At 73.7% G+C, this 21,077-nt stretch carries 18 protein-coding genes; 11 read left to right on the plus strand and 7 right to left on the minus strand.

The genetic code is table 11. From position 1 onward, the window contains the following. Window positions 1-108: 108 nt before the first annotated feature. From QOL16_RS10025 to QOL16_RS10050, 6 genes are all read left to right on the plus strand, one after another. Complete coding sequence (locus QOL16_RS10025; protein ID WP_071283998.1) at window positions 109-1,200, plus strand: acyltransferase family protein; 1,092 nt, start codon at window positions 109-111, stop codon at window positions 1,198-1,200. Between the two features lie 270 nt (window positions 1,201-1,470). Then, complete coding sequence (locus QOL16_RS10030) at window positions 1,471-2,802, plus strand: bifunctional o-acetylhomoserine/o-acetylserine sulfhydrylase (RefSeq protein ID WP_065962995.1); 1,332 nt, start codon at window positions 1,471-1,473, stop codon at window positions 2,800-2,802. Window positions 2,803-3,216: 414 nt separating this feature from the next. Continuing rightward, on the plus strand, window positions 3,217-4,416 hold the full coding sequence (locus QOL16_RS10035; RefSeq protein WP_071284001.1) for a homoserine O-acetyltransferase: 1,200 nt from the start codon (window positions 3,217-3,219) through the stop codon (window positions 4,414-4,416). Between the two features lie 218 nt (window positions 4,417-4,634). Next, window positions 4,635-5,792 carry a sensor histidine kinase gene (locus tag QOL16_RS10040; RefSeq protein ID WP_071249220.1) on the plus strand — a complete coding sequence of 386 codons (1,158 nt, stop codon included), beginning with the start codon at window positions 4,635-4,637 and terminating at the stop codon, window positions 5,790-5,792. Then, window positions 5,789-7,111: a hypothetical protein gene (locus QOL16_RS10045; protein WP_083230272.1), complete on the plus strand. Its 1,323-nt coding sequence runs from the start codon at window positions 5,789-5,791 to the stop codon at window positions 7,109-7,111. The genes QOL16_RS10040 and QOL16_RS10045 overlap by 4 nt, the downstream gene beginning before the upstream one ends. A gap of 149 nt (window positions 7,112-7,260) precedes the next feature. Next, window positions 7,261-7,932 carry a response regulator transcription factor gene (locus tag QOL16_RS10050; protein ID WP_065962989.1) on the plus strand — a complete coding sequence of 224 codons (672 nt, stop codon included), beginning with the start codon at window positions 7,261-7,263 and terminating at the stop codon, window positions 7,930-7,932. Between the two features lie 473 nt (window positions 7,933-8,405). Here the strand turns inward: QOL16_RS10050 and QOL16_RS10055 are convergent, their stop codons facing one another. Both QOL16_RS10055 and QOL16_RS10060 read right to left on the minus strand, forming a co-directional pair. Next, window positions 8,406-9,671, minus strand: a complete 1,266-nt coding sequence (locus tag QOL16_RS10055) for an MFS transporter (RefSeq protein ID WP_071249218.1) — start codon at window positions 9,669-9,671, stop codon at window positions 8,406-8,408. Window positions 9,672-10,014: 343 nt separating this feature from the next. Further along, a complete protein-coding gene (locus QOL16_RS10060; protein ID WP_071249216.1) occupies window positions 10,015-10,194 on the minus strand; it encodes a hypothetical protein in 180 nt (59 codons plus the stop codon). 293 nt (window positions 10,195-10,487) lie between these two features. On the opposite strand from QOL16_RS10060, the gene QOL16_RS10065 reads away from it, so the two are divergent. Together QOL16_RS10065 and QOL16_RS10070 are read left to right on the plus strand one after the other, a co-directional pair. Then, window positions 10,488-10,931 carry a hypothetical protein gene (locus QOL16_RS10065; RefSeq protein WP_071249214.1) on the plus strand — a complete coding sequence of 148 codons (444 nt, stop codon included), beginning with the start codon at window positions 10,488-10,490 and terminating at the stop codon, window positions 10,929-10,931. Window positions 10,932-11,060: 129 nt separating this feature from the next. Continuing rightward, window positions 11,061-11,240, plus strand: a complete 180-nt coding sequence (locus tag QOL16_RS10070; RefSeq protein ID WP_139197581.1) for a hypothetical protein — start codon at window positions 11,061-11,063, stop codon at window positions 11,238-11,240. Window positions 11,241-11,260: 20 nt separating this feature from the next. Here the strand turns inward: QOL16_RS10070 and QOL16_RS10075 are convergent, their stop codons facing one another. The 4 genes from QOL16_RS10075 to QOL16_RS10090 all read right to left on the minus strand — a co-directional run bounded on the left by QOL16_RS10075 (window position 11,261) and on the right by QOL16_RS10090 (window position 15,303). After that, the gene (locus QOL16_RS10075) at window positions 11,261-11,569 is read right to left on the minus strand and encodes a thiamine-binding protein (RefSeq protein WP_065962980.1); all 309 of its coding nucleotides are present in this window, start codon (window positions 11,567-11,569) and stop codon (window positions 11,261-11,263) included. Further along, window positions 11,566-12,987 carry a glycosyltransferase 87 family protein gene (locus tag QOL16_RS10080; protein ID WP_305404394.1) on the minus strand — a complete coding sequence of 474 codons (1,422 nt, stop codon included), beginning with the start codon at window positions 12,985-12,987 and terminating at the stop codon, window positions 11,566-11,568. Before QOL16_RS10080 ends, QOL16_RS10075 begins: the two co-directional genes overlap by 4 nt. 231 nt (window positions 12,988-13,218) lie before the next feature. Beyond that, a complete protein-coding gene (locus tag QOL16_RS10085) occupies window positions 13,219-14,010 on the minus strand; it encodes a glycoside hydrolase family 16 protein (RefSeq protein ID WP_071284005.1) in 792 nt (263 codons plus the stop codon). A 447-nt stretch (window positions 14,011-14,457) separates the two neighbouring features. Next, entirely contained in the window at window positions 14,458-15,303 is an 846-nt protein-coding gene (locus tag QOL16_RS10090; protein WP_071284008.1) for an ADP/ATP-dependent (S)-NAD(P)H-hydrate dehydratase, read from the minus strand. Window positions 15,304-15,497: 194 nt separating this feature from the next. Here QOL16_RS10090 and QOL16_RS10095 point away from each other — a divergent pair, with 194 nt between their 5' ends. From QOL16_RS10095 to QOL16_RS10105, 3 genes are all read left to right on the plus strand, one after another. Next, a complete protein-coding gene (locus tag QOL16_RS10095) occupies window positions 15,498-16,580 on the plus strand; it encodes an NADH:flavin oxidoreductase/NADH oxidase (RefSeq protein WP_071284011.1) in 1,083 nt (360 codons plus the stop codon). Window positions 16,581-16,781: 201 nt separating this feature from the next. Continuing rightward, the gene (locus tag QOL16_RS10100) at window positions 16,782-18,227 is read left to right on the plus strand and encodes a hemolysin family protein (RefSeq protein ID WP_065962143.1); all 1,446 of its coding nucleotides are present in this window, start codon (window positions 16,782-16,784) and stop codon (window positions 18,225-18,227) included. Continuing rightward, a complete protein-coding gene (locus tag QOL16_RS10105; RefSeq protein WP_171898755.1) occupies window positions 18,224-19,315 on the plus strand; it encodes a hemolysin family protein in 1,092 nt (363 codons plus the stop codon). The genes QOL16_RS10100 and QOL16_RS10105 overlap by 4 nt, the downstream gene beginning before the upstream one ends. Before the next feature lie 175 nt (window positions 19,316-19,490). Here the strand turns inward: QOL16_RS10105 and QOL16_RS10110 are convergent, their stop codons facing one another. Continuing rightward, window positions 19,491-20,930, minus strand: a complete 1,440-nt coding sequence (locus QOL16_RS10110; RefSeq protein WP_071284154.1) for a GuaB1 family IMP dehydrogenase-related protein — start codon at window positions 20,928-20,930, stop codon at window positions 19,491-19,493. Between the last annotated feature and the right edge of the window lie 147 nt (window positions 20,931-21,077).

The raw sequence follows: 21,077 nt of genomic DNA on the forward strand, positions 1-21,077 counted from the left end.
GGGTTCCTCCAGGGGTGGGACGGGCCGGGCGGCCACGGTCCGGACGGGGCACCGGACCGCTCCACCGTACCGATCCCCGGCCGTCGCCTTCCGGTACCGTGACCGGGGATGACGACGGACGCCGCTCCCCCCGCGCCCTCGACCCCCGCGACGCAGCTCGAGCCAGGTCGGACCCCGCGCCGCATCCCGATGTGGGACACGGCGCGCTTCCTCGCGGTCACGCTCGTGGTGATCGGCCACGCGATCCAGCGGCAGACCGTCGGCAGCGAGCACGCGCTGGCCCTGTACACGTTCATCTACGCGTTCCACATGCCCGCGTTCGGCGTCATCAGCGGGTACTTCTCGTCGGCCGAGACCCCGTCGGCGCAGCGGATGCGGCGGACCTTCACGGACATCGTCGTGCCGTACGTGGTCATGCAGACGATCTGGACGGTGGTGCAGGCCGTCGTCGAGGGCGGCAAGGACCTCAACCTGACGAAGCCGACGTGGACGCTCTGGTTCCTGCTCGCCCTCGGGATCTTCCGGCTGATCCTGCCGTACCTGGCACAGCTGCGGTTCCCGCTCGTCTGGGCGATCGCGCTGAGCATCGGCGTCGGGTACCTCGACAACGTCGACTCGACGTTCTCGCTCGGCCGGGCGATCAGCCTGCTGCCGTTCTTCCTGGTCGGGTGGCAGCTCAAGCAGTGGGGGCTGTTCGACCGCTGGTACGAGGCCCCGCGTCGCACGGTCGTGCGCGTGCGGGTGGTCGCGGCCGTGGTGTTCGCCGCGTGGGCGACCGCGTGCCTGCTGTTCACGCCGCAGTTCGAGCAGTTCGACCTGCACCACTGGTTCTTCTACGACGATTCGTACTCGGGGCTCGGCGAGGACGCCTGGTGGGCCGGCGGGGTGCGCCTCGGGCTGATGGTCCTCGCGGCGGCGCTGACGGCGTCGTTCCTGCTGCTCGTGCCCCGGCGCACGGTGTGGATCACCCGGTTCGGCGCGGCGACGATGTACGTCTACCTGCTCCACACGTTCGTGCTCTACCCGATCCGGGAGTCCGGGGTCCTGGCCGGCGAGCACTCCGCGTGGCCCTACGTGCTGCTCATGGTCGTGCTGGCGTGCGCGGTCAGCCTGTTCCTCGCGCAGCCGTTCGTGCGCCGTGGGATGCGCTGGCTGCTCGAGCCGAAGGTCGACTGGCTGTTCCGGCGCGACCCGGCTTGAGCGCACCGGCGTGCGTCCCGGTCCGTCCCGGCGCGTCCCAGTGGTCCCGGCGCGTCCCGGACGGGAGGCGCGGTGCACCGTCCACCCCTCGGCCCGCGTCGGGCGCGTGGCCGGGTCGGCCGCGGTGCGGACGCGACGGTTACGTCGCGTGGCGGCCACGCTGGTGCAGGCCCGCCCACCTGCGTACCGTGACGCTCGACGCAGCGCAGCCACGGGCCTCCCGGCCGGCGCGCGGCGACCCGACGACCACCGCACCCGACAGGAGCACCGATGAGCACGAACGACGCCGCCGCCTGGCGGTTCGAGACCACGCAGGTCCACGCCGGGGCGCAGCCGGACCCGACGACCGGTGCGCGGGCGACGCCGATCTACAAGACGACCTCGTACGTGTTCGAGGACTCGGACCACGCCCGCGACCTGTTCGCGCTCGCCCGTCCGGGCAACATCTACTCGCGGATCATGAACCCGACGAACGACGTCGTCGAGCAGCGCATCGCCGCGCTCGAGGGCGGGACGGGCGCGCTGCTCGTGTCGTCGGGGCAGGCCGCCGAGACGTACGCCGTGCTGAACATCGCGGGCGCCGGTGACCACATCGTGTCGTCGTCGTCGATCTACGGCGGCACCTACAACCTGTTCAAGTACACGCTCGCGAAGCTCGGCATCGAGACGACGTTCGTCGAGGACCAGGACGACCTCGAGGAGTGGCGTCGCGCAGTCCGGCCGAACACGAAGCTGTTCTTCGCCGAGACCATCGGCAACCCGCGCATCAACGTGCTCGACATCACCGGGGTGAGCAGCGTCGCGCACGAGTCCGGCGTGCCGCTCATCGTCGACAACACCATCGCGACGCCGTACCTCATCCGACCGTTCGAGCACGGGGCGGACATCGTCGTGCACTCGGCGACGAAGTTCCTCGGCGGCCACGGCACGGTCATCGGCGGCGTGATCGTCGACGGTGGGCGCTTCGCCTGGTCCGAGCACGCCGAGCGCTTCCCGGAGTTCAACACGCCGGACCCGTCGTACCACGGCGCCGTGTTCGCGCAGGCCGTGGGCAACGAGCTCGCGTACGTCGTGAAGGCGCGGGTGCAGCTGCTCCGCGACCTCGGTGCGTCGAACTCGGCGGACACCGCGTTCGCCCTCCTGCAGGGCATCGAGACGCTGTCACTCCGGATCGAGCGGCACGTGTCGAACGCGCAGGAGATCGCCGAGTGGCTCGACCGGCACCCGGACGTCGCCTCGGTGGCGTACGCGGGGCTGCCCACCTCGCCCTGGTACGCGGCGGCGACGAAGTACGCCCCGCGCGGCGTGGGTGCGGTGCTGTCCTTCGAGCTCAAGGGCGGCGTCGCGGCCGGCCGGGCGTTCGTGGACAACCTGCAGCTGTTCTCGCACCTCGCGAACATCGGCGACGTGCGGTCCCTCGTGATCCACCCCGCCTCCACCACGCACTCGCAGCTCACGCCCGAGCAGCAGCTCACCACCGGGGTCACGCCGGGCCTGGTGCGGCTGTCGGTGGGCATCGAGAACGTCGAGGACCTGCGCGCCGACCTCGAGGCCGGGCTCGCGGCAGCGCGGGCGGTCGCGCAGGAGGGCCAGCGCGCGTAGAGCGCGGGGCGGCGGTGCGGCCGTCGTGCCGTGCCGCTGCCGTCTCGCCGAGTCGTCGTGGTGCCGTGCTGCCGTGCTGCCGTGCTGCCGTGCTGCCGTGCTGCCGAGTCGTCCTGGAACGACATCGCCGCTGTCGTCCGACAGCGGCGATGTCGTTCTCACCTCGTGCGCGTCGATGCACGCGCATCGTGCGACACCACCGCTGTCGTACGACGACCACGGTGACGCTCGCCGTCGGCGCCGACTGGCCCGCCCACCGTCCATGCGCGCACATGCTGCGACACCACCGCTGTCGCACGACGACCACGGTGACGCTCCGTGCGCGCCCGACCACGCGCACCGGACCCGGCCACCCGCCGGACGTGACGTAACACGGCGGCGGCGACCTGCGCCTCCCGGCAGACTGGACGCACCATGGACTGGCAGACGACCCCCGAGGACTCCGTGCCGTCCACCCTCGTGCCCGGCACTGAGCTGGGGACCCTCGGCAAACCGCCCGTCACCGGGGCCTGGCGACCGGGCGACCACCCCGGCGCGCGGCACTTCGAGGCCCTCGGCGAGCAACGGGTACGCGGCGGGCGACTGCCCGCGGTGCGTGTCGCCTACGAGACCTGGGGCACCCTGACCCCTGGTCGTGACAACGCCGTGCTGGTGTTCCACGCGCTGACCGGGGACTCGCACGTCGCCGGGCCGCCCGGGCCCGGGCACCGGACCGCCGGCTGGTGGGGCGACGTCGTCGGCCCCGGCCTCGCGATCGACACCGACCGCTGGTTCGTCGTCGCGCCGAACATGCTCGGCGGCTGCCAGGGCACGACCGGCCCCTCGTCCGTGGCGCCCGACGGCCGCGAGTGGGGCGGGCGCTTCCCGTTCGTCACCGTGCGCGACCAGGTGGCCGTGCAGGCGCAGCTCGCCGACCGCCTGGGGATCGAGCGCTTCGCCGCGGTCGTCGGCGGGTCGATGGGCGGGATGCACGCGCTCGAGTTCGCCGTCGCGCACCCCACGCGCGTCGAGCGGCTGGCCCTGCTCGCCACCACCGCGCAGACGACCGCCGACCAGATCGCCGCGAACTCCCTGCAGCGGGCCGCCATCCAGATGGACCCGGCCTTCGCCGACGGCGACTACCACGACGCCGAACCCGGCGAGGGGCCGCACCGGGGACTCGCGCTCGCGCGGCGGATGGCGCTGATGACCTACCGGGCCTCGGACGAGCTCAACGGCCGGTTCGCCCGGTCGTGGCAGAGCGACGTCTCCCCGCTCGGCGACGACGGCCGGTTCAGCGTGGAGAGCTACCTCGACTTCCACGGCAACAAGTTCACGAGGCGGTTCGACGCCGCGTCCTACGTCACCCTCACGCACGCGATGGACTCGCACGACGTCGGGGCCGGACGGGGCGGGGTCGCGGCCGCGCTCGGCACGGTCCGGGCCCGCACACTCGTGGTCGGGGTGTCGAGCGACCGGCTGTTCCCCGTCGAGGACCAGCACCGCATCGCTGCCGGGGTGCCGGACACACTCGACGGCGACCGCGCGGCCGTGATCGAGAGCGAGTTCGGGCACGACGGGTTCCTCATCGAGCACGAGGCGGTCGGGGCCCACCTGCGGCGACTGCTCGACTGAGCGGACGACCGGCGTGTCCGCGCCGCGCGACCCGTGCGTCCGCGCAGCGCGACCCGTGCGTCCGCGCAGCGCGACCCCCGGTAACGATCGGGTCCCCATCCGCCCGTCGTCCGCGCGGCGAGGACCCCCCAACGGGTGCCGTCCGTGGAATGATGTCGAACGAGTCACCGGGACGACCGGGGCTCGCTCCCCGTACCGCCGTCACCACCAGGACACCGATGGACTTCCTCGCACAGGAGCGCGACCGACTGCTTCGGTCGACGACCCGTGTCGTGGGCATCACCTGCGCACTCGTCTCGGTGGTCGCGGTCGTCAGCTCGCTGGCGGTCCCGCTCGTGCCCCTGCTCGCCGGGCTGGCCTGCATCGCCGTGATGATCGCCGCCCTCGCCCTGTTCGGCGTGCACGGCTCGGTGTGGTGGACCGCCCTGGCGCTGGCCTCCGGGCTCGGCGCCCTCCTGCTGCTCCTCGCCGGTACCGGTCCCGACCTGCGGCCCGTGGTCGCGAGCGCCGTCGTGCCGCTCGCCGCCGGGTCGCTCTCCGCCCCGCTGATGACCTACCGCACGTCACTGGTCGGCCTCGGACTGACCGCGGCGGCCGGGGTCGTCTCCCTCGTGGTCGTCTCGTGGGCGACCGGCAGCGTCCTGTCCGCCCCGGTCGGCGGTGTCGCCCTCGGCTGGGTGCTGCTCGCCACGGTCGCGGTGTGGATCGCGCGGAGCATCCCCCGCGTCGCACGCCGCATCCAGAGCATCGGCACCGCACACCGCGCCGAGCGCCAGGCGAGCGAGACCGAGGCGCAGCGACGCCAGGGCGCCCGGCTGCTGCACGACACCGTGCTGGCCACCCTGACGCTCCTCGCCCACTCCGGTGTCGGCGTCTCGGAGCAGGCCATGCGCGAGCAGGCCGCCGAGGACGCCCGACTCCTCCGCCACCTGCGACTCGGCGCGACGCCGCAGCCGCAGCAGTCCGGCGACTACTCGCTCACCCGCGCCGAGGAGTCCCCGCTCGGTCAGACGCTCGAGTCGGTCAAGCAGCGCTTCGGCCGCATGGGGCTCGAGGTCAGCTGGCACGGCACCGGCCAGGTCCTGCTGCCCACGCACGTGCTCGACGCCTTCCTGCTCGCGCTCGGCGAGTGCCTCGAGAACGTCCGTCGGCACGCCGGCGTCGGCGAGGCGCACGTCACGATCGTGCACGACCAGGAGACCGTCCGCGCGATGGTCACCGACTCCGGGGTCGGCTTCGAGCTCGACGCGGTCGGCGCGGAGCGGCTCGGCTTCAAGGAGAGCGTCGTGAACCGCCTGCGCGAGGTCGGCGGCGACGCCAAGCTGTTCTCGGCCCCCGGGTCGGGCACCACCGTCGTGCTGGAGGCACCGCGATGAGCCGGACCCCCGAGGACACCATCAGCCGCGGGCTGCCCGGCGAGACCGTGCAGGCTGCACCACGGACCCGACGCGAGGCCCGGGAGCGCTACCGCGGCAACGAGCGACGACAGGCGCGCGGGCTCCCCTCGACCTCGACGGGCGCACGATCGCTCCGGCAGGCCGCGAAGCCCGGGGCGTCGCTCGGCGCCGGCTACCTCGGCCTCGGCGCCGCGGTGCTGGCCGCGATCGAGGCCGTCGCCGGCATCGCGTTCTTCCTCGTGCGGGCCCCCGAGCTCACCGACCCGTGGCTGCCGGCGGCGGCGTGGGCGCTCTACGTGGTCGCGGCGATCGCGGTCGGACTGAGCCTGATGACCTACGGGGAGCGCCTCACCGGCACCGCGTTCGCCCTCATCTGCGTGGTGCTCGCGTGCGTCGTGACGCTCGACTTCGTCGGCATCCACCCGGAGCACGACCTCGCCGGCACCGCGAGCGCGTCCGTCGCGGCCGGCTTCGCCCTGCTGCCCGTCGCCACGCTGCGTCCGGCACGCGAGGTCGCCGGGGCGATCGTCGTCCTCGGGGCGGCGTTCGTCGCGATGGCCCTGGTCTCCACGCCGATCACCTCGGACACCCTGCCCGGGCTCGTCTCGATGCTCGCGCTCGTGGTCGTCCCGCCGTCGATCGCCCTGTTCGTCGTGCACCGGTTCCGCCAGCTCGTGCAGCGCGAGCTCGACCGGGTGCTCGTGCAGAGCAACGTGCAGGCGCCGCAGTTCGCCGTCGGGATGCTCGCGTCCGACGAGCTCGCCCGCCTCGACCTGGCCGCCGAGAAACTCCTCGACGCCGTCGCGAACGGCACCGACCCGCTCCCGCTGTCCGACGCGTCCTCGTCGGTCGCCGCGTCCCTCGCCACCGAGCTCCGCCTGCACCTCATCGAGGGTCGCCGCGAGACCTGGCTCTACCACGCGATCACCGAGTCCGACCAGCTCGGCCGCTCGGTCACCGTCACCGACCCGCAGTCGCTGGCCGGTCACCTCTCGCCCGCCCAGCGGGACGGACTGCTGCAGGCGCTGTGGCAGATGGTCGGCGACGGGCGCACCAGCCAGCCGGGCTCCCCCGTCGTGTCCGTGACACTCGGGCCGATCGGCTCCGACGGCCACCCGGTCACCGACGAGCGCATGGACGTGCCGGTCGTCTTCGAGTCGCGCGGGGTCCCCCGTCGCCGACTCGGACCCACCGCGTGGAGCGCCCTGCAGCGCATCGGTCCGTACACCGACTCGGTCCGTGACGGGGTCCTGCACGTCGTCGCGCACTGCGTCGTCGACCGGCACCCGACCATGTGACCCCGGAGCGGCACGGCGACACGCCGCCCCGAACGCACCACCACGTCCGCCCGGCCGGGCCCGAACTGCCGGACACCCGCTCCGCCTGCCCGACCCACGGCGTCCTGCCGCCTAGGATCGGCGGGCACGCCTTCGAGAAAGGACGCCTGATGGCGACTCCAGAGGAACCGATCCGACTCGCACTGGTCGACGACCACCGGATGCTCCTCGGTGCGCTGACGGAGTGGATCCGCAGTGCCGCCGACGACATCACGCTCGTCGCCGCCGTCACGACCTGGCCGGAGCTCCTGACGAACTCCGCGTTCCCCGTCGACGTGGTGCTGCTCGACCTCGACCTGAAGGACTCCATCCCGGTGTCCCTGAAGATCTCGACGCTGAAGACCGCGGGCGTGAAGACGGTCGTCATGAGCACGTACTCCGAGCCGAACGTCGTCCGCGAGGCCCTCGGCGCCGGCGCCCTCGGCTACCTCGTGAAGAGCGAGGACGCCGACATGATCGTCGAGGCGATCCGCGCCGCACAGCGCGGCGAGCAGTACGTGTCCGCCGAGCTCGACCTGGCGATCAACAGCGGCGACGTCGGCGGCGTGCCGAAGCTCAGCGCGCAGGAGCGGCGCGTCATGGCGCTCTACGGCGGCGGCGAGCCCGTGAAGAGCGTCGCCTACCAGCTCGGCATCTCCGAGGAGACCGCCAAGAGCTACCTCAAGCGCATCCGTGAGAAGTACCGCGTCGCGGGCTTCGACGTCGGCACGAAGGTGGCACTGCGGAAGCGGGCGATCACCGACGGCATCATCGTGCAGGACGGCAGCCCCCTCGGGCTGTAGGTCCGCAGCCGGCGACGGCTGAGCGCAGGGGCGGGTCAGGGTTCCGGGCCCGCCCCTGCTGCGTGCTGGAGCTGTCCCGGTGGTGGAGGCACGCGCCGGGGTACCGCTACCTTGGCGCCCCCTTCGCGAAAGCGACAGATCGGCGCCCACTGTTCCCCGGGATCTGTCGCTTCGACGGAGTGGTCGCCGCGTCGCGGCCGCGATCTGTCGCCTTCGCGACCACACCGCACGGCCGGGAGGCACGGTGCAAGCCCGCCACGCCGCCTCCCGGCCCGCACGCCGTCCGCCGGGAGGCGCGGTGCCGGCCCGCCACGCGCCTCCCGGGCGACCCCGTTGCCCACACGGGAGCGACAGATCAGTGGCGACCATCCGCGGGCATCTGTCACTTCGGCGAGGTGGTCGCCCCTCCCGCCGCCGCGATCTGTCGCTCCGGCAGTGCAGACGCAGCACCGCGCGGGTGGGCGCCCGCGGCGTCAGACGGTCGGGACGGGAGCGGTGATCGGGCCCGTGGAGGGTGACGTCGCCCGGAGACCGGCGCGACGGGTCGTCCGGCGCTCGACCCCGTAGCTCACCATCGTGACGAGCAGGCCGAGCAGCGCGAGCACGATCCCGAGCCACGCGGGCGCCAGGAAGCCGAAGCCGGCCGCGATGACCGCGCCGCCGAGGGCCGCACCGAGCGAGTTGCCGATGTTGAACGCCGAGTGGTTGAGCGCCGCCGCGATCGTGCGGGCGTCGCCTGCCACGTCCATGAGCCGCGACTGCACCGCGGGCGGGATCGCGGACGCCGTCGCGCCGAGCAGGAACGCGCCGAGGAAGACCCCCCAGACGAACTGGGCCGTCGTGACCGTGACGACGAGCGCGCCGATCAGGGCGAGCATGCCGAAGTAGATCGTCCGCTTGACGCTGCGGTCCGCGAGGTGCCCGCCGAGGACGCCACCGACGACCATGCCGAGCCCGACGACGACGAGCACGAGCGGCACGGCGGCCTCGGGCAGTCCGGTCACGTTCTGCACGAGCGGCGAGATGTACGAGTAGACCGCGAAGAACCCACCGAAGCCGACGGCTCCGAGGCCCATCACGATCCAGAGCTGCGGCGAGCGGAAGGCGCGGAGCTCCCTCCCGATCGTCGCGTGTTCGTCGCGGGCACTGCGCGGCACGAACGCCGCCACCGCGAAGAACGTCAGTGCGAAGAGCAGCGAGACGACCCCGTAGGCGGCGCGCCACCCGGCGTTCTGCCCGACCCACGTGATCGCAGGGACGCCGACGACGTTCGCGATCGACAGACCGAGCATGACCATCGCGATGCCCTTGCCGCGCTTGCCGGGCCCCATGATCTCGCCCGCGACGATCGAGGCGATCCCGAAGTACGCCCCGTGCGGGAGCCCCGCGACGAACCGGGCCACGAGCACCAGTCCGAAGCTCGGCAGCACGGCGCTCGCGACGGTGGCGACCACGAAGCCGACCAGCAGGACCAGGATCAGGCCCTTGCGCGGGAACGTCGCCGAGATCGCGGCGATCGTCGGCGCACCGACCACGACGCCCAGTGCGTAGGCGCTGACGAGCCAGCCCGCGTGCGCGACACCGGCGTCGGGGTCGACGGCGTACTGGTGCGGCAGGAGCGCTTCGGCGATGTTCGGCAGCAGCCCCATCGCGACGAACTCCGTCGAACCGATGGCGAAGCCGCCGAGGGCGAGGGCGACGAGCGCGAGTGCGCGCTGCGTCGGCGTGGTGAGCGTCATGGGACCTGTTCTCGGACGAGGAAGGGCAGGGCGGGTGTCGTCGGGCCGGATGCGTCGGGACGACCGAGGGCGACGGATCCGGGACTGGGAGGCCGACCGTCGCGGGGCCGCTGCTCTGGGACGACGTCCACGCTCAGCGGCCTGCGGTGGCCGCCGTCGGCGTGGACGAACAGCGACCCATCACCACTGTAGACCGCTCCAACGCCATCGGGGAAGCCCGAGACGAATCGATTCGACGGCGCACGCGGCGAACCGGTCGGGCGGAGCCGCACGGCACGACCCACGGCAGGCCTGACCGTCGACGGGACGGGCTCGCCCCACTGCCGGCGCTCCAGCGGGAGCGTCAGGCCGCCCGGCGCTCCGTGCGCTCGGACCGCGAGGACCGTGCCTCCCGGATCTCGTCCCGGTGCACCCAACCGGCTCCGCACTCGACGCACGTCGCCCAGCCGTTCTCACCCTGCTCGTCCGCGTCGATCACGACCGTCTGCAGATCGCAGTCAGGGCACCAGCCGTCGTGGGTCATCACGCGCTCCTCGTGGTCGTCGGTCCGGCCGCGGGTGCGGCTCGATGACGACCATGAGACACCCGCCCACCGACATCCCCGGGACCACTGCGGCGTGTCGCCCGGGCTGTCGGCAGGGAGCGCTCCCGCTACGATCGGCGGCGGGGAACGGGACGGGTGACGAGGGGGACGCAGTGCCCACGGACCACCGGCGCATCGCTCGGAGACGGGCGACGGCAGCGCGGATCGCGGGCGGAGCGCACGGACCTGCGGCCGGCTCGCGGACTCGCGTCCGTGGTGCCCGGAGCACCGCCGTGCTCGGCGTGCTCGCCGCGGTCGCGACCACCACGGCGTGTGCGTCCCCGCTGGGCGGGCCGGGCTCCCGCGACCCGGACCCCCGCGAGCAGTACGTCGGTACGTGGACCAGCGCCGCTGACGGCTCGACGCTCGTCCTCGACCAGGACGGCTCCTTCTCGGTCGAGGACTTCCCCCTCGACGTCGCGTGCGACTCCTCCTCGGCCCTCGCGCCGCAGCCGGAGGCCTGCCGGACGAGCGGCCCCGTCACCACGACCGGCACCTGGACGAGCCACCGTGACGACCCGACGAAGGTCTGGCTCGACTCGGGCGGACTGACCCTCGCGGTCGGCTACGAGGACCTCGACAGCTTCTTCGGCCACGGGTTCTCGATCGGTTCCTACACGACCACGATCGACAAGCCGGAACCGGACCACCGCTTCCGCCGCGACGACGTCGGCTGACCCGCGCACCCGACGGCGGTGCGCCCCACCGACGCGCAGCCGACGGCCGCGCTCGCGTCGGACGCGCTGCGCAACGCAGCGCCGCGCCTCGTCTGCACAGGACCGACCCGTTCGGGTAGCGTTCGCGGCATGTGGTGGTGGATCGGAACCGGCGTCGTCCTGCTCGCGCTCGTCGCCCTGTGGTCGTGGATGCACCACCTGACCGACCCGGGCTCGCGCTCGCGGGCGTTCGACGGGAGCGATCCCGAGATCGCCGAAGCGCTGCGCCAGGCGGAGCGGGACATCAACAACGGCCGGATGTACCCGTAGCCCGAGCCGCTCCCCGCGGCTCAGTCCCCGAGCGCCGCTTCGAGCCGCTCGAGCTTGCCGTCGATCTCGCCGGTGTGCCCCGGACGGATGTCGGCCTTGAGCACGAGGGAGACCCGCGTTCCGTAGGCGCCGACGGCCTCGGTGGCGCGCTTGACGACGTCCATGACCTCGTCCCACTCCCCCTCGACCTCGGTGAACATCGACGAGGTGCGGTTCGGCAGTCCGGACTCGCGGACGACCCGGACCGCGGCGGCGACCGCGTCGTGCACGGAGCCGTCCGAGGTCGCTGCGGGACCACCGGACGGGGCGACGGAGAAGGCGACGATCATGCGTCCATCCTGCCGCGCTCCCCCTCCGGACGCACCACCCCGCGCTCCCCCTCCGGACGCACCACCCCGCGCTCCCCCTCCGGACGCACCACCCCGCGGGCACCGCGCGACGCGGTGTCCTCGGCGACGGAGGACCGACCAGCCGACCCGACCCCGGCACCGGCACCGGCACCGGCACCGGAACCGGCCCTGGCCCCGGCCCCGCCCCCGCCCCCGGCGAGCGCCGCCCGCACGAGCACCACGACCGCCCACACGAGCACGGCGACCTCGAGCAGGTTCCGCAGCGTGAGCACGACGAGCACCCACGGCTGCACCGCGAGCACCTGGTCGTAGAACCCCGGGTAGACGACCTGCGTCAGCACCGCCATCGGCAGCACGGCGACCGCGACCGGCAGGAACCGCCGCGCGCTGGGTCGCCCGGCGACGAGCCCCCAGACGACGGGGACCGCGAACCAGCCGACGTACTGCGGCGACCCGACCTTGTTGGTGGCGACGAGCGCGGCGACGAGGAGCAGCGCGAGCACCGGGGCGACCTCGGCCCGGCGGGCACCGCGGTGCGCGGCGACCAGCGCGAGCAGCACCCCGCCGACGACCACGAGCGCCATGAGCGGCATGGAGAGCGCGGCGGCGACGTGCGTGCCCGGTCCGGCGATCTCGAAGGTCAGGATCTCGCGGTCGTAGTACACGCCGGCACCGGGGACCCGCGCGGCGGCGGCCCACATGAACGGCGTCGCGAGGGGCGCCTCGATCTGCAGCGCTCGACCGGTCTGCTCGCCGATGAACGACAGCAGGTGCGAGGCGCCGCCGTACAGCACGTCGACGAGGACGACGAGGCCGGTGACGACGCCGGCTCCGGCCAGGACCGCTCGGCGGTGGCCGCGCCGGAGCAGCAGGAGCACGCCGACCAGCGCCGCGGGCCAGACCTTGACCCACGCGGCCGTGGTGAACAGCGCCGAGGCGACGGCGGGCCGCGTGGCGACGAAGGCGACCCCGACCAGGGCCACCGCGGTCGCGACCGTGTCGATGCGCCCGAGTGCGATGGGCCCGAGGGCGACGAGGAACGAGAGCCACCACCACACGACCCGGACGCCGAGCGTCCGGTGCCGCCACAGCGCCGCGCACGCGACGGCGTCGAGCACCACCATGAGCACGAGCCACCCGGTGCCGATCGACGCGGTCCCACCGATCGCGGCGGCGGCCATCGGCACGATCGCCAGGATCGGGTACACCCACGCCGAGTCGATGCCGACCCACGAGTGGTCGACGTGCCCGGTCTCGATCCAGCGACGGTAGGTGATCGTGACGTCGCCGAGCGGCAGGTTCGCGGATACGGCGGTCAGCCACCAGAGCAGGGCGTGCACGCCGGCGAACGCGACCACGAAACCGACGCCTTCGACCCACCGGGACTGCCTGTGCACCGCACGAGCGTAGCGGGACGCCCGGTCCCGACCCTGGACGCCCGGGCGGACCCGGCGACGCCCGACCCCGACCCTGGACACCCGGGCGGACCCGGCGACGCCCGACTCCGGACCCTGGACGCCCGGGCGGACCGCGGACACAAGACCCCAACCCGGGACACCCGACCACGGACGCCAGCGCCCCGGCCCGCGGGGCCGTGCGGGGCGCGGCCCGCCCCGCCCCGCCGCGCCCTACGGCGTCCAGCTCCGGACCCAGTCGATCTCCAGGTGCCCCGGCTGCCCCCAGTCCCCGATCTGGAACATGTACCGGTGCGCGGTCGTCGGGACGTGCTCGTGCGTCTCGAACACGACCTCACCGTCGATCGAGTACCGCACGACCTGTCCGGGCACCCACTCGGTCGTGTAGGTGTGCCACTCCCGCCACGTCGTGTCGGTGTGCAGCCCGGCGGCCTGCCGTTCCTGCCCCGGCACCATCGAGTGCGTGAACGCGCCGACGGTCTCCTGGAAGTTCCCCTCCGGGAAGTCGAGCTCGCCCTCCGCCCAGTCGTCCGACGTCGGCCAGAGCATGAACGCGGCGCCGTTGCCGTCGCCACCGACCGCACGCGCGCGGACGCTGAAGGTCCCGCCGACGTGGTCCCAGGCGTCGTCGGGCGTCCCGAACGTGCCGGCCGCGCCGCGCTTGCCGTCCATCGCGACGTCCATGTACCCGTCGTGCGCGCTGATGAGCGGCCCGGACCAGTACTTGCCGCCCATGCCGTCCGGGTAGGGCTGCCACGACCCGGCGTAGGTCGCCGCGAACGGCCCGTCGGCCGCCGCTGGGGTGTCGAAGTCCTCCGAGAAGGTCGGCGGACGACCGCCGGCGGGAGGCGTCGGCGTGGGGCTGGCGGTCGCGGCGGGCAGCACGGGCGTGGCGGTCGCCAGGCTGCCGAACTGGGTGCGGGCGTCGGCGCTCGAGACGGCGCCCACGGTGCCGGCGGCGAGGGCCGCCGACGCGAGGACGACGAGCGTCCGGACGGCCTTCACGGCGCGCTCCGGGTCCGGCCTGCGGCGGTGTCGTCGTCGACGGACCGCGCGGCGGTGGGTGTTCTGGACATGGTGGTGGTTCTGCTCTCCGGGGCGCGCACCTGAGCCGTGTCGCTGGTGAGGCGACGTCCCTGCGACCAGTGTCGGCGCGTCCGCGCCGGATGTCTGGACCGTCCGGTCGGCCTGCGGGATCGTTGCGGTGTCCCGCGTCGCGCACCGGACGGGAGGCACGGGTCTCCCCCGCCACGCGCGTCCCGACCCGCGCACCCGCCGGACGGGAGGCGCGGGCCGACCCCGCCACGCGCCTCCCGACCCGCACAACCACCCGACGGGAGGCACGGACCGACCCCGCCACGCGCCTCCCGACCCGCACAACCACCCGACGGGAGGCACGCGCCGTCCCCGCCACGCGCCTCCCGGCCCCCGCGGCGGTCGCCGCCGACCCGCTCAGGCCGTCGCGTCCCCCGTGGTGACGAGGTCGCGGACCACGCCAGGCAGCTGCTCCACGAGCGCGGTCATCGTGAAGGGGCCGCCGCGCGACGCGCGGCGCGCGGCCGTGCCGTGCACGACCGCCGCCGCGGCGGCGAGGTGCGCGAGTGCCTCGGGCCCCGGTTCCTCGCGGCCCGCCCGTGTCGCCACGAGCGCCCCGAGGACACCGCCCAGGACGTCACCGGCGCCGGCGGCGGCGAGCCACGGGGTCGCCGACGAGGCCACGAGCCGGACCGACCCGTCCGGGGTGACCACGTGCGTGTCGGAGCCCTTCAGCAGCACGACGCTGCCGGTCCGCTCCGCGGCGCGCAGGGCCGACCCGCGTGGATCGGCCTCGACGGTCTCCCGGTCGACGCCGAGCACGGTGGCGAGCTCCCCCGCGTGCGGTGTGAGCACCGCGCGCGGGCCGAGGTCGACGAGCGGGATCGCACCGGCGTCGACGACCACGGGGACGCCGTCGTCGGACGCGTGTCGGAACGCCTCGGCGGTGCGCTCGTCGAGGTCGTCGAGCGTGTCGGCCGAGATGCCGGAGCCGACGAGCCACGCCTGCACGCGGCCGACGCCGGCGACGACCTCGGGCCGGCGGGCGAGCACGGCGTCGGTCGCACGGTCCGGCCCGACGTAGCGGACCATGCCGACCCCGGTGTGCACGGCGGCGTCGACGCCCATCACGGCGGCCCCCGGGTACGCGGCCGAACCGGTCGCGACGCCGAGGACCCCGCGGCGGTACTTGGTGCTGTCGCCGGTCGGCGCGGTGGTCCACGCGGCGGCGTCGGACGGGGAGACGGTCACGAAGTCGGTCACCACACCCACGGTACGTCCGCGACGGTGCGGGCGTGCGGTGGTCGGGGACGCGGTCCGGGCGCGCGGCGTCGGGCACCACCGTCTCCGGGGCACGCCGCGTCCGGGGTCCGTCGGGGAATCGCGCACGGGTCGGGGGTGTTCGATGACCACGGCGCCGGGTGACCCGGCCCCACGGACCCCGAAGGAGCTCCCGCGTGACGCACGCCCTGTTCGAACCGATCACCATCCGCGACCTCACCGTCCGGAACCGTCTCTGGGTCTCGCCGATGTGCCAGTACTCGGTCGAGCGGCAGGACGGCGTCCCGACCACGTGGCACCTCGTGCACCTCGGCGGGTTCGCGAAGGGCGGCGCCGGTGCGGTCGTGGTCGAGGCGGCCGGTGTCGTCCCCGAGGGCCGGATCAGCCCCCAGGACGTCGGCCTCTGGAACGACGAGCAGCGCGACGCGTTCCGCCCGATCGTCGACTTCGTGCACGAGCAGGGCGCCGCGATCGGCGTGCAGCTCGCCCACGCGGGCCGCAAGGCCTCGACCCACCGCCCCTGGTCGACGACGCAGGGCAGCGTCCCGGTGTCCGAGGGCGGCTGGACCACGGTCGCGCCGTCCGCCGTCGCGTTCGGCGAGTACGCCGCACCCCGCGAGCTCGAGGTCGAGGACGTCCGCGTCGTCGCGCTCGCCTTCGCCGCCGCGGCCCGACGCGCGGTCGAGGCCGGGTTCGACCTGGTCGAGCTGCACGCCGCTCACGGCTACCTGCTCCACCAGTTCCTCTCGCCGCTGAGCAACCACCGCACCGACGCGTACGGCGGCTCGCTCGAGAACCGCGCCCGCGCCCTGCTCGAGGTCGTCGACGCCGTCCGCGCCGAGGTCGGCGAGGGGTTCCCGGTCGTCGTGCGCTTCTCGGCGACCGACTGGACCGACGGCGGGCTCACGCTCGACGAGACGGTCCAGGTGGCCCGCTGGGCGGCCGAGCACGGCGCCGACCTGGCCGACGTCTCCACCGGCGGCAACGTGCCGAGCGCCGCGATCCCGGTCGGCCCCGGCTACCAGGTCCCGTTCGCCGAGGCCGTCCGTCGGGGTGCGGGCATCGGCACGATCGCGGTCGGCATGATCTCGACGGCGTTCCAGGCCGAGCAGGTCGTCGCGACCGGACAGGCCGACGTCGTGATGGTCGGTCGCGAGTTCCTCCGCGACCCGGCGTTCGCGCTCCGTGCCGCCGCCGAGCTCGGGGTGTCGCTCGACTACGAGCCGCAGCAGTACCACCGCGCCCGCGTCACGGCCTAGGCCCACGGGACGACGCGGGGTGTGCCTCCCGGCCCGCCGGACGGGCGCCCCCGCGACCTGTACGTCCTCACCGCCTCCGCACCACCCACCCGCTAGGATGACCCTCACTGTGGACGATCCCCCGAACGCACCTTCGCCCTCCCACTCATCCGGCGCTCACTCGGTGAGCACCCCCTCCTCCCCTGCACCGGGGGGTGAGGAATGAGTCCCGTCGACGTCGTGATGCTGGTCGGCGGCATCCTGCTGACGCTCGGCACCGGCGTGTTCGTCGCGTCCGAGTTCGCCCTCGTGAACCTCGACCGTGCCGAGGTCGAGGCCCGTCGTGACCGCGGCGAGTCCGGCCTGACCCCGGTCATCAGCGCCCTCAAGGTCACGTCGACGCACCTGTCGAGCGCCCAGCTCGGCATCACGCTGACGACGCTGCTCACCGGCTACCTGCTCGAGCCGTCGATCGCGACCCTGCTCGAGGCACCGTTCCTCGCGGCGCAGCTCCCCGAGGCGGTCGTCGAGACCGTCGGGTCGATCGTCGCGCTGGTGATCGCGACCCTGCTGTCGATGATCCTCGGCGAGCTCGTGCCGAAGAACTTCGCGCTCGCGCTGCCCCTGCAGACCGCACGGCTCGTCGTCCCGCTGCAGATCGGCTTCACGACCGTGTTCAAGCCGGCCGTCGCCGTGCTGAACGGCACCGCGAACGCCGTGCTCCGGTCGATGGGCATCGAGCCACAGGAGGAGCTCTCCGGCGCCCGGAGCGCCGAGGAGCTCAGCTCGCTGCTGCGCCGGTCCGCGTCCGAGGGCTCGCTCGAGCAGGACACCGCCACGCTCCTCCAGCGCACCATCGCCTTCTCGGAGCTCGACGCGAGCGACGTCATGACGCCCCGCCCCCGCGTCTCGACGATCCGCGTGTCCGAGTCCGCCGAGGACGTCATCGCCCTCGCCCGCCGCACCGGGTTCAGCCGCTTCCCCGTCATCGAGGAGGACGCCGACGACGTCGTCGGCATCGTGCACGTCAAGCAGGCCGTCGCCGTCCCGCGCGAGAAGCGTCCCGAGGTGCCGGTCGGCGCCCTCATGACCGAGGCCGAGCGCGTCCCCGAGACGATGCCCGGTGACACGTTGCTCGCCGAGGTCCGCGGCCGCGGCTACCAGATGGTCATCGTCGTCGACGAGTACGGCGGCACCGCCGGCGTCGTCACGCTCGAGGACCTCGTCGAGGAGATCGTCGGCGAGGTGTCGGACGAGCACGACCGCGCCCGCATCGACGTCGTCCGCTCGCGCGGCTGGCTGACCTTCCCCGGGCTGCTCCGCCCCGACGAGCTCGAGGACCGCGCCGGGGTGACCGTGCCCGAGGACGGCCCGTACGAGACCGTCGGCGGCTTCGTGATGGCGACCCTCGGTCGCCTGCCCGTCGTCGGCGACGAGGTCGTGCTCGAGGACGGCGTCTTCCGCGTCGAACGCCTCGACGGCCGCCGCGTGGACCGGATCCGGTGGACCCCGAACACGCCGCCGGTCGACCCCACGCCCACCGGCAGCACGGGCACCACCGGCCCGGCCACCGGCAGCACGCCGACCAGCGGCACTGCGACCGCCGGCTCCGGCCAGCGTCCCGCGACCGGCATCATCATCCCCGCCACGAAGGAGCGCACCCGATGAGCGCCGCAGTGTCCAGCGGGGTCGTCCTCGCCGCCGGGGAGTCCGCCTCCGCCGGGTCCGACTGGTGGGGCATCTTCTGGCTCGTCGTCCTGCTGCTCGGCAACGCCTACTTCGTCGCCGCCGAGTTCGCAGTGATCTCGGCCCGCCGCTCGCAGATCGAGCCCCGCGCCGAGGCCGGGTCGAAGGCCGCGCAGATGACCCTGTGGGCGATGGAGCACGCCACGCGCATGCTCGCCACCACCCAGCTCGGCATCACGGTCTGCTCGCTGCTCATCCTCAACGTGTCCGAGCCCGCGATCCACCACCTGCTCGAGGTCCCGCTCGGCCTGACCGGGTGGAGCGTCGAGGTCATCGGCATCGTCGCGTTCGTGTTCACGCTGCTGCTCGTGTCGTTCCTGCACGTGGTGTTCGGCGAGATGGTCCCGAAGAACATCTCGTTCTCGATGCCGGACCGCGCCGCACTCGTGCTCGTGCCGACGCTCTGGTACATCGGCCACGGTCTGCACTGGGTCGTCGTCGGGCTCAACTCGGTCGCGAACGGCGTGCTGCGGCTCTTCAAGGTCGAGCCGAAGGACGAGGCCGTCAGCGCCTTCACCGTCGAGGAGGTGCAGACCATCGTCGAGCAGTCCCGCCGCGAGGGGACGCTCACCGACGACGGCAAGCTCGCGATGGCGTTCGAGTTCACCGAGAAGAAGGTCAAGGACGTCGCCGTCCCGATGGCCGAACTCGTGACGCTGCCCGACACCGCCACCCCCGAGGACGTCGAGCGGGCCGTCGCCCAGCGCGGCTTCTCGCGGTACGTGCTCGTCGGCGACGACGGCGACCCGACGGGCTACGTGCACGTCAAGGACGTCATCGACCTGCGGCCCGACGAGTTCGACGTGCCGGTGCCGCCGAAGCGGATCCGGCAGCTCATCTCGCTCTACACCGAGATGGACCTCGAGGACGCGCTCGCGACCATGCGTGCCGCCGGGCGCCACGTCGCGCGGGCGTTCGACGCGGACGGACGCACGACGGGCGTGCTGTTCCTCGAGGACATCCTCGAGGAGCTCGTCGGCACCGTCGAGGACGCGACCCGACGGCGGTAGCCGCGACGGACCGACGGGCGCGCCCCGCTCAGCGGCAACGCGGAGCGTTGCGCGGGGCGCGCCGACCGAGCCTGCGAGGGAGGCGCGGAGCCAGCTGGCACCGCGCCTCCCGTCGGTCCGTCGTCCGGTCGCGACCCCGCGTGGGTCGCGACCCCGCGTGGGTCGCGACGAGCGGCTACCAGCTGACCGGCAGCGGCTTGCCCTCCTCGTAGCCGGCGGCGGACTGGATGCCGACGAGCGCCCGCTCCGAGAACTCGGCGAGCGAGGACGCCCCCGCGTACGTCGCCGAGCTGCGGATGCCGGTGGTGATCATATCGAGCAGGTCCTCGACGCTCGGCCGCTCCGGGTCGAGGTAGATCGTCGAGGACGAGATGCCCTCGGCGAAGAGCGCCTTGCGCGCCCGCTCGTACGGGTCGAGCCGCTCGAAGCGCTCGCGCACCGCCTTGGCCGAGGCCATCCCCCAGCTCTCCTTGTACGCCTTGCCCGCGGCGTCGCGGCGCAGCACCCCTGGTGCCTCGAGCGTGCCGGCGAACCACGAGCCGATCATGACGCTCGACGCGCCGGCGGCGAGGGCCAGCGCGACGTCGCGGGGGTACCGGACGCCGCCGTCGGCCCAGACGTGGGCACCGAGGGACCTGGCCGCCGCGGCGGTCTCGAGCACGGCGGAGAACTGCGGGCGACCGACCGCGGTCATCATGCGGGTCGTGCACATCGCACCGGGGCCGACGCCGACCTTGATGATCGTCGCACCCGCGTCGACGAGGTGCGCGACGGCGTCGGCGGTGACGACGTTGCCGGCGACGATCGGCAGCCCGAGGCCGAGCGCGGACACCGTCCGGAGCGCACGGAGCATGCCCTCCTGGTGACCGTGCGCGGTGTCGAGCACGAGGACGTCGACGCCCGCGGCCGCGAGGGCCTTCGCCTTCGCGGCGACGTCGCCGTTGATGCCGACGGCCGCGGCGACCCGCAGGCGGCCGTCCCCGTCGACGGCGGGCGTGTAGATGTCGGAGCGGATGGCGCTCGTCTGGCTGGTGGTGCCGACGACGTGGCCGTGCCGGACGACGGGGGCGAACTCGACCTCGGCGGCGTTGAGCACGTCGTACACGTGCCGCGGCGTCCCGGCGTCCTCGGCGTCGATCGCGGTGGAGGGGCCGTGCAGCAGGTCGCCGAGCGTGGCGTCCGGGCCGGCGGTGCCGAGTCGCGTGGCCGGCACGCAGCCGAGGTACTCCCCCGCGGCGTCGCGGACGACGACCCCGCGCCCGGCGACCGGCAGGAGCTGCCCGAGCGCCTCGGCGACCGTGGTGTCGGCGCCCATGTCGTACGCGGTGTCGAAGTCGACCGGCTGGTCCTTGACCCAGCGGATCGCGGCGTCGAGGTCCTGCAGGTGCATGTCCTGCGGCAGCACGCCGAGGCCGCCGCGTCGGGCGAGGGTCGCGGCGAGGCGCGGGCCGGTGACCGAGTTCATGTTCGCGCTGACGATCGGGATCGTGGCACCGGTGCCGTCGGTCGTCGCAAGGTCCACGTCGAAGCGGCTCGTCACGCCGGAGCGGCTCGGGACGAGGAAGACGTCGGAGTAGGTCAGGTCGTGGGTCGGCCGCGTCTCGTAGAACCTCATGCCCACCACTGTACGGCTCCGCCCGACACGCGCGGGATGCCGGGAGGCGCGACCCGCCTCCGCCCCGCGGCGGACGGTCACCGCGGAACGGCTAGGCTGGCTGGCAGTGCGGAGCAGGGCTGCCCCGCACGACACACACGAGCATCT

Origin of the sequence: Curtobacterium sp. MCBA15_004, from assembly GCF_001865055.2 — a bacterium.
In the GTDB taxonomy this organism is placed as follows: domain Bacteria; phylum Actinomycetota; class Actinomycetes; order Actinomycetales; family Microbacteriaceae; genus Curtobacterium.

Coding starts and splice junctions, on each gene's coding strand:
- QOL16_RS10055 (WP_071249218.1), bottom strand. CDS start 9,671: ATGACGCTCACCACGCCGACGCAGCGCGCACTCGCGCTCGTCGCCCTC.
- QOL16_RS10030 (WP_065962995.1), top strand. CDS start 1,471: ATGAGCACGAACGACGCCGCCGCCTGGCGGTTCGAGACCACGCAGGTC.
- QOL16_RS10110 (WP_071284154.1), bottom strand. CDS start 20,930: ATGAGGTTCTACGAGACGCGGCCGACCCACGACCTGACCTACTCCGAC.
- QOL16_RS10060 (WP_071249216.1), bottom strand. CDS start 10,194: ATGACCCACGACGGCTGGTGCCCTGACTGCGATCTGCAGACGGTCGTG.
- QOL16_RS10100 (WP_065962143.1), top strand. CDS start 16,782: ATGAGTCCCGTCGACGTCGTGATGCTGGTCGGCGGCATCCTGCTGACG.
- QOL16_RS10050 (WP_065962989.1), top strand. CDS start 7,261: ATGGCGACTCCAGAGGAACCGATCCGACTCGCACTGGTCGACGACCAC.
- QOL16_RS10035 (WP_071284001.1), top strand. CDS start 3,217: ATGGACTGGCAGACGACCCCCGAGGACTCCGTGCCGTCCACCCTCGTG.
- QOL16_RS10040 (WP_071249220.1), top strand. CDS start 4,635: ATGGACTTCCTCGCACAGGAGCGCGACCGACTGCTTCGGTCGACGACC.
- QOL16_RS10075 (WP_065962980.1), bottom strand. CDS start 11,569: ATGATCGTCGCCTTCTCCGTCGCCCCGTCCGGTGGTCCCGCAGCGACC.
- QOL16_RS10045 (WP_083230272.1), top strand. CDS start 5,789: ATGAGCCGGACCCCCGAGGACACCATCAGCCGCGGGCTGCCCGGCGAG.
- QOL16_RS10070 (WP_139197581.1), top strand. CDS start 11,061: ATGTGGTGGTGGATCGGAACCGGCGTCGTCCTGCTCGCGCTCGTCGCC.
- QOL16_RS10025 (WP_071283998.1), top strand. CDS start 109: ATGACGACGGACGCCGCTCCCCCCGCGCCCTCGACCCCCGCGACGCAG.
- QOL16_RS10105 (WP_171898755.1), top strand. CDS start 18,224: ATGAGCGCCGCAGTGTCCAGCGGGGTCGTCCTCGCCGCCGGGGAGTCC.